This window comes from Serratia sp. PL7 (assembly GCF_945957435.1).
Genome location: NZ_CAMFLB010000039.1, coordinates 17,884 through 29,217 on the forward strand (window position 1 = coordinate 17,884; position 11,334 = coordinate 29,217).

Below are 11,334 nucleotides of genomic sequence, written 5' to 3' on the forward strand. Positions count from 1 at the left end.
GATGAAGCCAGGATATTACCATTGATAGACCATCAATACTGTTAACACCTTCAAAAACATCGCCACTGGTGGGCTGGCTTGGTGTGCAACCGCATTGCTGTGGCGCTCTGGCGCGGGGAGGTGAGCGAACTGGCTTTTGGTTAATAATGGTAATGTTAATTGATGGGTCAAAAATGGGCTTATTTGTTTTGGGTTTGAGTCAATTTTGACACATATTACGGGGCTTGTCTTATTAATGAATTAATTACACCATCCGCTGCGAGCGTTATTAATAAATAGCAGACGCATTGAGCCAGTACAGATAAACCTCACAGGGGAATAACATGTTTTCATTATTAAAACCTAGCGCGGCGGCAAAGCGTGTTCCGCCAGAACAGGTGCAGGCAACCTACCAGCGTTATCGCATGCAGGCGTTACTGAGCGTCTTTTTGGGCTACCTGGCCTATTACATCGTGCGTAACAACTTCACCCTTTCGACGCCCTACCTGAAAGAGCATCTGGATCTGAGTGCGACGCAGATCGGCATGTTGAGCAGTTGCATGCTGATTGCCTACGGCATCAGCAAAGGAGTGATGAGCAGCCTGGCCGATAAGGCCAATCCCAAAGTGTTTATGGCCTGTGGCCTGGTGCTGTGTGCCATCGTCAACGTCGGTTTGGGGTTCAGCTCAGCTTTCTGGATCTTTGCCGCATTGGTGGTGTTTAACGGCCTGTTCCAGGGGATGGGCGTAGGCCCTTCGTTCATTACCATCGCCAACTGGTTCCCACGCCGTGAGCGCGGCCGCGTTGGCGCATTTTGGAATATATCCCACAATATCGGCGGTGGGGTGGTGGCCCCCATCGTTGGCGTGGCTTTTGCGGTGTTGGGCAGTGAACACTGGCAGAGTGCCAGCTATATCGTCCCAGCGGGCGTGGCAGTGCTGTTTGCTTTGGTGGTGCTGTGGCTGGGTAAAGGCTCCCCGCGCAGTGAAGGTTTGCCAGCCCTGGAACAAATGATGCCGGAAGAAACCATCAGGGTGAAAACCGGTGTGCAGGAGCAGGCACCGGAAAATATGAGCGCCTTCCAGATCTTCTGTACTTATGTCCTGCGTAATAAAAATGCCTGGTATGTCTCGCTGGTGGACGTATTTGTCTACATGGTGCGCTTTGGCATGATCAGTTGGCTGCCCATCTACCTGCTCACCGAAAAACATTTTTCCAAAGAGCAGATGAGCATCGCGTTTTTGTTCTTTGAATGGGCGGCGATCCCGTCCACATTGTTGGCTGGGTGGCTGTCGGATAAGCTGTTCAAGGGACGCCGTATGCCGCTGGCGATGATCTGCATGGTGATGATTTTTATCTGCCTGATTGGTTACTGGAAGAGTGACTCGCTGTTGATGGTCACCATCTTTGCCGCCATCGTCGGTTGCCTGATCTATGTGCCACAGTTCCTGGCTTCGGTACAGACGATGGAGATCGTTCCCAGCTTTGCTGTCGGCTCCGCCGTTGGCCTGCGAGGCTTTATGAGCTATATCTTTGGGGCCACGCTGGGCACCAGCCTGTTTGGCGTGATGGTTGATAACATGGGATGGCATGGAGGCTTTTATCTGCTGATGGGCGGCGTGGTGTGCTGCATCTTGTTCTGCTATCTGTCACATCGTGGCGTATTGGCTTTGGAGCGTGAAAGACAGCAACAGGAGCTACAAGCGGAGCCGCTGGTAGCGCAGTAGGGCTTAGAAATTCTGGATAAAAAAATGGCGCCGATAAAGGCGCCATTTTTACGATCGAACCGCGATTACTTCTTGATGCGGATGATCGGGGTCTCGCCAACGGTGACGCTGCCGGACAGTTTGATCAGCTCTTTGATCTCGTCCATGTTGGAGATAACCACCGGAGTCAGGGTAGACTTGGCTTTCTCTTCCAGCAGGGCCAGATTGAACTCGATAATCACATCGCCTTTCTTGACGCGCTGGCCTTCTTCCGCGATGCGTTTGAAGCCTTCGCCTTTCAGTTCAACGGTGTCGATACCAAAGTGCACGAACAGCTCAATGCCGCTATCAGATTCGATAGAGAACGCATGGTTGGTTTCGAAAATTTTACCGATAGTGCCGTCAACCGGAGCAACCATTTTGTTGCCAGCAGGTTTGATAGCAATGCCATCGCCGACGATCTTCTCGGCGAATACGACGTCCGGTACATCTTCGATATTGACGATCTCGCCAGAAAGTGGAGCGACGATCTCGATAGTGCCCATGTCTTTCTTGTCATCAGAAACCAGAGACTTCAGTTTATCGAACAAACCCATGATCTTCTCCTAAGCATTAAATTGGGCGGCGTTCCAGTGTCGTGGAATTTTAGCAGAGCGTTTTTTCTTCGATGAACTTATTGACGCAGTTCATCAAATCCTGTGCCGTTGGTTGTTCCAAGGCCTGCGCTGCCAATGCCTTCACATCTTCGAAATTGGTATTACGAATAATTTTCTTGATGCGCGGGATTGCAATCGCACTCATGCTGAACTCATCCAGCCCCATGCCCAAAAGCAACAGTGTAGCACGCTCATCGCCAGCCAGCTCGCCGCACATACCGGTCCACTTGCCTTCTGCGTGAGATGCATCAATAACCTGTTTGATCAGGCCAAGCACTGATGGGGACATCGGGTTATAGAGATGAGAAATCAGCTCGTTGCCGCGATCTACTGCCAGAGTATACTGGGTTAAATCGTTTGTCCCAATACTAAAGAAGTCGACTTCTTTCGCCAGGTGGCGAGCGATCACTGCCGCAGCTGGTGTTTCCACCATCACGCCCACTTCAATGCTCTCGTCAAAGGCTTTGCCTTCTTCACGCAGCTGCGCTTTCAGCGTTTCCAGCTCGCCCTTCAGATCGCGCACTTCTTCCACCGAGATGATCATCGGGAACATGATGCGCAGTTTACCGAAAGCAGAGGCACGCAGAATGGCGCGCAGCTGAGCGTGCAGGATTTCCCGGCGGTCCATCGCGATACGGATCGCGCGCCAGCCCAGGAACGGGTTCTCTTCTTTTGGCAGGTTCATGTACGGCAGGTCTTTATCGCCGCCGATGTCCATGGTACGGACGATAACTGCCTGTGAGCCCATGGCTTCCGCAACGGCCTTGTAAGCCGAGAACTGCTCGTCTTCGGTTGGCAGTGAGTCGCGGTCCATGAACAGGAATTCGGTACGATACAGGCCGACACCTTCGGCGCCATTGCGCTCCGCACCGGCGACGTCGCGCACGGTACCGATGTTGGCACAGACTTCAACCTGATGCCCGTCCAGCGTGATCGCCGGCAGGTCTTTCAGCTTGGCCAGATCGTTTTTCTCGGTGACGTATTGGGTATGAACCGCTTTCAGCTGTTCAATCACCTCGGCCGTCGGGTTGACGTAAATCTTGTTGTTAACCGCATCCAGGATCAGGTAATCGCCGTTTTTCACCTGGGTGGTCACGTCGCTGGTGCCAACGATAGCGGGCAGTTCCAGGGAGCGAGCCATGATCGAGGTGTGGGAAGTACGGCCACCCAGATCGGTGATGAAGCCCAGCACTTTGTCCAGGTTCAGCTGTGCGGTTTCTGACGGTGTCAGGTCCTTCGCGACCAGGATCACCTCATCTTGAATGGCGGTCAGATCAACAATCGCCAGGCCCAGGATGTTTTGCAGCAGACGTTTACCGATATCACGCACGTCAGCCGCGCGCTCTTTCAGGTATTCGTCGTCTAATTCTTCCAGCGCTTTCGCCTGGCCTTCGATCACGGTGTAGGCTGCCGCATCGGCAGACGCCAGATCGTCTTTGATGAGGGCTATGATTTCCTGCTCAAGCTCTTCGTCTTCCAACAGCATGATGTGGCCTTCGAAGATCGCTTCTTTTTCTTCGCCGAAGGTTTCGCCTGCCTTGGTTTTGATTACTTCCAGCTGTTCAGACGCTTTGGCGCGGCCTGCCAGAAAACGTGAGATTTCCTGCTCTACATGGTCTGCAGAGATTTTTTTCCGGTTGATGACAATTTCATCTTCCTTCAGCAAGAGAGCCTTACCAAAAGCGATACCCGGTGATACTAAAATGCCTGAAATCATAACCCTACCTTACTCTTGACTGGTGTTAACTAAAAAGACGGGCCGATTACTCAAGCTCTGCCATCAGTTTTACCAAGTGCTCAACGGCTTTCTGCTCGTCTTCACCAACGGCTTCGATGGTGACTACTGTTCCTTGGGTCAGGCCCAGAGTTTGCAGCTTAAACAGGCTTTTGGCGCTAGCGCTCTTGCCGTTGGAAGTCACGGTGATGTCAGACGTGAAGCCTTTGGCTTCTTTTACGAACTGAGCGGCAGGGCGAGTGTGCAGACCATTCGGAGCGGTGATAGTCACTTCTTGCTGGAACATTGATGTTTCCCCAACTTATCGGATTTAAGGTTGTGGAGCTAAAGTTTAGCCTAATGGCGTGATTTTAGCTTGTCTGGTTAGCGCCTGACTATGGTACAGGGGCGAGCGTTGATGCAACATAAAACGACGCTTTAAGCATTTCAGATCAAAAAATCCGAGCATCTGGCGTTGTTTCAATCAGCTCCCCATTATGCCGTGTTTTTCGCTTGAGCGACAAATGAGTAAATCGATTCAGCTCAAACAATGGCAGGAAGGTGATTAATTTTGCGCATCGAAATAATTGACCGGTTAAATACTAAAGCCAGCGGCGAAAATCAATCGTTGAGTGGTGTAAACTTTGATCCAGTCCACAAAAAAAGCACCTGAATAGGTGCTTTTTTAGCTATTTGTGCACTGTTTGCGCTATTGCTGCAGTTCCTGTTCGGTGAACAGATCGGCAAACAAAGCGGTGCTCAAGTAGCGCTCACCTGAAGAAGGCAGAATAACCACAATTGTCTTGTCGGTAAAGTCGGCTTCTTCGGAAAGTTTGACGGCGGCCGCCACGGCGGCACCGGAAGAAATCCCGGCCAGGATACCTTCTTCTTCCATCAGACGGCGTGCCATGCTGATGGCTTCGTCGTTGGTGATCTGCTCGACGCGGTCAACCAGGCTCAGATCCAGGTTGCCAGGAATGAAACCGGCACCGATGCCCTGGATTTTGTGCGGACCGGGTTTGATTTCCTGGCCTGCCAACGCCTGGCTGATGACCGGTGAGTCGGTCGGTTCAACCGCCACTGTGGTGATGGCTTTGCCCTTGGTGTTCTTGATAAAGCGGCTGACGCCGGTCAGCGTACCGCCAGTGCCGACGCCCGCGATAAAGACATCGACCTCGCCATCGGTATCTTCCCAGATTTCCGGGCCGGTGGTTTGTTCGTGGATTTCCGGGTTGGCCGGGTTGCTGAACTGTTGCAGCAGGATGTAGCGATTCGGATCGGTGGCCACAATCTCTTCGGCCTTGGCGATCGCCCCTTTCATGCCTTTGGCACCTTCGGTCAGCACCAGATTGGCACCCAGCGCCTTGAGCAGTTTACGACGTTCGATGCTCATGGTTTCCGGCATGGTCAGCGTGAGCTTGTAGCCCCGCGCCGCGGCGACAAACGCTAGGGCGATACCGGTGTTGCCACTGGTTGGCTCCACCAGTTCTTTGCCTGCGCTAAGAATGCCACGTTTTTCAGCATCCCAAATCATATTGGCACCGATGCGGCATTTGACGCTGAAGCTCGGGTTGCGAGATTCAACCTTGGCGAGAATGCGTCCGTTGCCGATACGGTTCAGACGAACCAGCGGCGTATGGCCGATTGTTAATGAGTTGTCTTGGTAAATCTTGCTCATGGCCCGTCCTTATAACTCTATGAAATGTAGGGAACATCGAAAGCATACGCTAACGGTCTCGGCAGGGAAGTAAAGAATTGGTATATCGATATGTTATTAGAGAATAAGTTTTAATCACAATAGCAAGGGCGCAAGAAGCGCCCTCAAATAAAGCCGTTAGTGACGAACAAATTGTGCACGATAACGGTCTACCCACATCGCCGTGGCACCGCAGACCGCCACCGGCAGGATCACCAGATTGAGGATGGGGATCATGGTGAACAGGCTGACCAACGCGCCAAACTGCAGGTTGTCGGTTTTGTGCTGGCGCAACGCCTGGCGCATCTCGGCGAAGCTGACCTTGTGGTTATCAAATGGATAATCGCAGTATTGAATGGCCAGCATCCAGGCGCTGAACAGGAACCACAGCACCGGTGCCAACGTTTGGCCGATGCCCGGTATAAAATAGAGTAACAGCAGGCCCAGCGCGCGCGGCAGGTAATACATCAGTTTGCGCCATTCACGGGACATGATGCGCGGCAGATCTTTGACCACGCCGAGCATACCGGTATCCGGCAACGGTTTGCCAGTCAGGCTGCCTTCGAGCTGTTCCGCCAACAGTCCGCAAAACGGGGCGGCGATCAGGTTGGTGATGGTGCTGAACAGGTAACTGAACACCAACAGCACGGAAATGACCGCCATCGGCCAGAGTAAATAACTCAGCCACTGTAGCCAGCTTGGCACATGGCTCATCATGCTCGGGATCCAGTCGCCCAGTTGGCTGAACAGCCACCAGAAGGCAGAACCCATCAGCAGCACGTTCACCAGCAACGGCAAGACGACATAGCGTTTAATACCCGGGCGCGAAATCAGGCGCCATCCTTGGGCAAAATAATGGAAGCCGTTGGTGGGTCCGACAGGGGGAGGAACATAGGACATATCTTAAGATTTTCTCTTTGGCTAAACAGGCTAACCTATCATATAGGGTTGATTTTCCACTGGCTAGAGCCACATTGGCTGAAAAAACAGCAAAAAAATGCCGGATAATCATCTTTATTGGCATAAAGTTCAGCACGGACTTGCACTTGTGCCTGCGGGCAAATAGAGTTAAAGAGTGAATGTTTGCCGCGGTGGCAATGTCTTGGAACAACAGAGATAGCAATGATGCAGGATTTGCGTCTGATATTAATCGTTGTTGGCGCGATCGCCATAATAGCGTTGTTATTACATGGTCTTTGGACCAGCCGTAAGGAACGCTCGTCCCTTTTTCGCGATCGCCCAGCCAAACGCTCGAAAAACGAGCGTGAACCTACTCCACTTGATGATCCTGCCGAAAGCGTGGGAGAGGTACGTATCCGTGCCACTCGCGCTGAAGTTGAGGATGAGCCATCAATGGGCCATATCGATGTCGCACGCGAAGAGCCGGTAATTGCACCAAGGCCAGCTCCAGCAGCTCAACCTGCGTCTCGGCCAGCCCAGCCCGCGCCGCTTTCTCAGCGGCCGGAGTATGATGACATCCTGCTGGATAACTATGCCCAGGACGAGGACGAAGAGCCGCAGCAACCTGTTGTGCGTCGTGAGCCGCGCGTTGACGATATGCCTCCGGCTACCGCTCCTGCGCCAGAGCCTGCTTTCCAACATGCAGAGCCTGTGCCTGAACCGCAGCCCGCGCCGGAATCGTTGAAACCGGCAAAATTGCAGGAAACCGTATTGGTGCTGCACGTCGCTGCTCATCAAGGTGGCGTTATCGGGGGGGAAGTCTTGCTGCAGAGCGTGTTGCAGGCAGGTTTCCAATTTGGCCAGATGAATATCTTCCATCGCCATATCAGCCCGGCAGGTAGTGGTCCTGTGCTGTTCAGCCTGGCCAATATGGTCAAGCCTGGCTCATTCGATCCGGAAATGATGTCCGATTTCTCCACGCAGGGCGTCTCGATGTTTATGATGGTGCCGTCTTACGGCGACGCTAATCAGAACTTCAAGCTGATGCTGCAATCGGCACAACGTATTGCCGACGATGTGGGTGGCGTGGTGCTTGACGATGAGCGCCGCATGATGACCCCGCAAAAGCTGGAAACCTATAAAGCACGTATCCGCGAAGTGTTGGAAAACAACGCCTGACCGGTTGCCTGCGCACTGCATAATCCGTAATCCAGAACCCCCGCCAGCCGGGGGTTTTTTATCTTTGATGGTGAGCCATGGCATCGATTAACGAAACAATCAATCAACTACGCACCTCATTGCGCCATCACGAATATCAGTATCACGTACTCGATGCGCCGGAGATCCCGGATGCGGAATACGATCGCCTGATGCGTGAGCTGCGTGAGCTGGAAGAGGCCCATCCTGAGCTGATCACCGCCGATTCGCCGACGCAGCGCGTCGGGGCCGCCCCTTTGGCGGCGTTTGATCAGGTGCGGCATGAAGTGCCGATGCTGTCGTTGGACAACGTCTTTGATGAAGAAAGCTATCTGGCGTTTTACAAGCGCGTGCAGGATCGCCTCAAAAGCAGCGAGCCGCTGACCTTCTGCTGTGAGCTGAAGCTGGACGGGTTGGCCGTCAGCCTACTGTATGAAGATGGCGAGCTGGTGCGTGCCTCCACGCGTGGTGATGGCACCACCGGGGAAAATATCACCTCTAATGTGCGCACTATCCGCGCCATCCCGCTGCGCCTGACTGGCGACAATATTCCGCGCAGGGTGGAAGTGCGTGGCGAAGTCTTTATGCCGCATGCCGGCTTTGAGCAGATGAACGAAGAGGCGCGCCGCAAAGACGGCAAAATCTTCGCCAACCCGCGTAACGCGGCGGCGGGCTCGCTGCGTCAGCTTGATCCGCGTATCACTGCCAAGCGCCCGCTGACCTTCTTCTGCTACGGTGTTGGCCTGCTGGAAGGGGGCGAATTGCCACGCAGCCATTGGCAACGCTTGATGCAGTTTAAAGCCTGGGGCTTGCCGGTGAGCGATCGCGTTAAGCTCTGTACCGGTAGCGATGAGGTGCTGGCGTTTTATCGTCAGGTAGAACAGGACCGCATCAATCTTGGCTTTGATATCGACGGCGTGGTGGTGAAGATCGACGATATCGATCTGCAAGAATCTCTGGGCTTTGTTGCTCGTGCACCGCGCTGGGCTACGGCATTCAAGTTCCCGGCGCAAGAGCAGCTCACCGTGGTGCGTGAAGTGGAATTCCAGGTCGGGCGTACCGGTGCGATTACGCCGGTCGCGCGTCTTGAGCCAGTATTGGTGGCCGGGGTGATAGTCAGTAATGCCACGCTGCATAATGCCGATGAAATCGAACGCCTTGGCCTGCGCATCGGCGATACGGTGATCGTGCGCCGTGCCGGGGATGTGATCCCGAAAGTGGTCGGAGTGATCGAAGATCGTCGCCCGCAGGACGCGCGTGAAGTGGTATTCCCACAGCATTGCCCGGTGTGCGGTTCCGATGTGGAACGAGTGGAAGGCGAAGCCATTGCGCGCTGCACCGGCGGGCTGATCTGCGGTGCCCAACGTAAAGAGGCGCTGAAGCACTTCGTTTCCCGCCGGGCGATGGACGTTGACGGCATGGGCGATAAAATTATCGAACAACTGGTCGATAAGGAATATGTCAAAACGCCAGCCGATCTGTTCCGTCTTTCCGCCGGTCTTCTCACCGGGCTGGATCGCATGGGGCCAAAATCGGCACAGAATCTGGTCAATGCCTTGACCACCGCCAAACAAACTACCTTTGCGCGCTTCCTGTATGCGTTGGGTATTAGGGAAGTGGGTGAGGCTACAGCAGCCGGTCTGGCAGCGCACTTTGGCTCGTTGGAGAAGCTGCAAGAGGCCGACCTGGATGCGTTGAAACAGGTACCGGACGTGGGCGAAGTGGTAGCCAGCCACGTGGTGAACTTCTTTGCCGAAGCCCATAACCAACAGGTGATCGCCGAGCTGATTAGTCCAGAAATCGGCATTAACTGGCCTGCTCCGATCGTGGTGGTAGCTGAAGAGATCGACAGCCCGTTTGCCGGTAAAACCGTGGTGCTGACCGGTTCTCTCAGCCAACTTTCCCGTGATGAAGCCAAAGATCGGCTGACGGCGCTGGGGGCCAAGGTCAGTGGCAGCGTATCCAAGAAAACCGATCTGGTGATCGCCGGTGAAGCTGCTGGCTCCAAGCTGGTCAAGGCACAGGAGTTGGGGATCGAGGTGATCGACGAGGCAGAGATGATCCGCCTGCTGGGGGCCTGATGGAAAAAGAGAATCTGATTGAAATCGCCAACACCGTGATGCCTTTTGGCAAATACCAGGGCAGGGTGCTGATTGACCTGCCGGAAGAGTATCTGCTGTGGTTCGCCCGTAAGGGCGAATTCCCCAACGGCAGACTGGGAATGCTGATGGAAATGACGTTGGCGATTAAAATTGAAGGGTTGGATCACCTGATCAAACCCCTGAAGAAAAGCTGAGTCGATGGGCGTAACGCCATGTTGCGCCCCTTTATCGTCTAGATATAAACGTCCACGGCGTTGGCGTCGGTCGGGCGGTTAACCCCATCACCGCTCATGGCTTTGGCCATCTGCTCTTGCTGCTGTTTTTCCATTTCTTGTTTCTGAATGCGCGCGATCTCAGCCTGGAGCATTTCAATCTGGCTCATGATCAGCTGTTTTTGCTGTTCGATCTCTTGAGTGTCGCCACCCGAGTCTTTCAGTTCGATCAGTTTTTGCTGCAGGTTCTGGATCTGCTTATACAGCGCTGCAATACGTGACGCCGCGCTGCTATCTTTTGGGGTTACTGGCGCATCATTATCAGTTTTCTTGGATTTCTCCCCTTCAGGGACATTGTTAACCGGTGCCGACATCAGTGCAGCCCCGCCTTTACCCGTGGCGGTGAATACCTCGCGGACTCCGGCAATCGGGTTCTTGATGGGCACAATCATGGTAATGTTGGTCGACATGCGATCCTCCCAGGCAGCTTGCCAAAGGTATCGGCAAATCGCGGCAAAACTTTACCTTGGCATCAGTTTTAGCCGTGGCCAGAGTTCGAGCCACTGTTTCTCCACTACGCGCTGCTCGAAAGCGGCCAGGTTGTTGCTCTTGGGATTGAAGGTGATGCTGTGATTGAACAGCGCCTGTAGGCCAAAAGGGGCGACGAGCTGGATGCTGCCATCGGCCTGCAATCGGGCACCCACGGCGGTTTCGATCTCCGTCCAATAACTGATGGCGTCTTCGCTGTCGCGATAGGGCGCGCGGTGACTACGCAGGTGCATACGCGCCTGATTCTTAACCGACCAGGGTTGTGCTGACCACTCCAACAGGCGCGACTCCAACATTTGGTCGCGCTCGGCATCGCTATGGCGCGAATCAAAATGGATCACATCGATATCATTAAGCGGCGTGCTGGCCGTAAAACCATGCAGCCGGTCCCACACCAGATTACGCACGAAGCCCGCACCCAGGCACCAATCGTTCAGCCCGAGCCGCCGGGCGGTCGCCAATGCCTGCATACGTTCACTATCTTGGCGTAACCAATCAATAATTTGTTGCTGTGGATCCATCATTTCTCCTTTGTCACCGCTACTCTAACCCGAAATGGGCAGCAGCGGGATCGGGATGATTGAGGAAAACGGCAAAAAAAAGCGCGGCATAAGCGCCGCGCT

Annotated in this window: 11 protein-coding genes; 4 read left to right on the forward strand and 7 right to left on the reverse strand. The window is 54.0% G+C overall.

The window, feature by feature from the left end; translation table 11 throughout:
• The first annotated feature begins 323 nt into the window (after window positions 1-323).
• Complete coding sequence (gene pgtP, locus N6G83_RS50990) at window positions 324-1,706, forward strand: phosphoglycerate transporter PgtP (RefSeq protein ID WP_024527122.1); 1,383 nt, start codon at window positions 324-326, stop codon at window positions 1,704-1,706.
• A gap of 65 nt (window positions 1,707-1,771) precedes the next feature.
• On the opposite strand, the gene crr is transcribed toward pgtP, so the two are convergent.
• The 5 genes from crr to cysZ form a co-directional block, all read right to left on the reverse strand.
• Window positions 1,772-2,281 carry a PTS glucose transporter subunit IIA gene (gene crr / locus N6G83_RS50995; RefSeq protein ID WP_021807057.1) on the reverse strand — a complete coding sequence of 170 codons (510 nt, stop codon included), beginning with the start codon at window positions 2,279-2,281 and terminating at the stop codon, window positions 1,772-1,774.
• 49 nt (window positions 2,282-2,330) lie between these two features.
• A complete protein-coding gene (ptsI, locus tag N6G83_RS51000) occupies window positions 2,331-4,058 on the reverse strand; it encodes a phosphoenolpyruvate-protein phosphotransferase PtsI (RefSeq protein ID WP_021178689.1) in 1,728 nt (575 codons plus the stop codon).
• 46 nt (window positions 4,059-4,104) lie between these two features.
• Window positions 4,105-4,362, reverse strand: coding sequence for a phosphocarrier protein Hpr (gene ptsH, locus N6G83_RS51005; RefSeq protein WP_024484477.1), 258 nt, complete (start codon window positions 4,360-4,362; stop codon window positions 4,105-4,107).
• Between the two features lie 402 nt (window positions 4,363-4,764).
• Window positions 4,765-5,733, reverse strand: coding sequence for a cysteine synthase A (gene cysK, locus N6G83_RS51010; protein WP_199062377.1), 969 nt, complete (start codon window positions 5,731-5,733; stop codon window positions 4,765-4,767).
• A 156-nt stretch (window positions 5,734-5,889) separates the two neighbouring features.
• Window positions 5,890-6,651, reverse strand: coding sequence for a sulfate transporter CysZ (cysZ, locus tag N6G83_RS51015; protein ID WP_024527124.1), 762 nt, complete (start codon window positions 6,649-6,651; stop codon window positions 5,890-5,892).
• 222 nt (window positions 6,652-6,873) lie between these two features.
• On the opposite strand from cysZ, the gene zipA reads away from it, so the two are divergent.
• The 3 genes from zipA (at window position 6,874) to N6G83_RS51030 (ending at window position 10,144) form a co-directional block, all read left to right on the forward strand.
• Window positions 6,874-7,830: a cell division protein ZipA gene (gene zipA, locus N6G83_RS51020; protein ID WP_024527125.1), complete on the forward strand. Its 957-nt coding sequence runs from the start codon at window positions 6,874-6,876 to the stop codon at window positions 7,828-7,830.
• A 77-nt stretch (window positions 7,831-7,907) separates the two neighbouring features.
• Window positions 7,908-9,929, forward strand: coding sequence for an NAD-dependent DNA ligase LigA (gene ligA, locus N6G83_RS51025; protein ID WP_024527126.1), 2,022 nt, complete (start codon window positions 7,908-7,910; stop codon window positions 9,927-9,929).
• A complete protein-coding gene (locus tag N6G83_RS51030; protein ID WP_021178683.1) occupies window positions 9,929-10,144 on the forward strand; it encodes a DUF3820 family protein in 216 nt (71 codons plus the stop codon). Before ligA ends, N6G83_RS51030 begins: the two co-directional genes overlap by 1 nt.
• A 38-nt stretch (window positions 10,145-10,182) precedes the next feature.
• Here the strand turns inward: N6G83_RS51030 and N6G83_RS51035 are convergent, their stop codons facing one another.
• Window positions 10,183-10,632: a FlxA-like family protein gene (locus tag N6G83_RS51035; protein WP_024527127.1), complete on the reverse strand. Its 450-nt coding sequence runs from the start codon at window positions 10,630-10,632 to the stop codon at window positions 10,183-10,185.
• Between the two features lie 51 nt (window positions 10,633-10,683).
• Entirely contained in the window at window positions 10,684-11,232 is a 549-nt protein-coding gene (locus tag N6G83_RS51040; protein WP_024527128.1) for a nucleotidyltransferase family protein, read from the reverse strand.
• Between the last annotated feature and the right edge of the window lie 102 nt (window positions 11,233-11,334).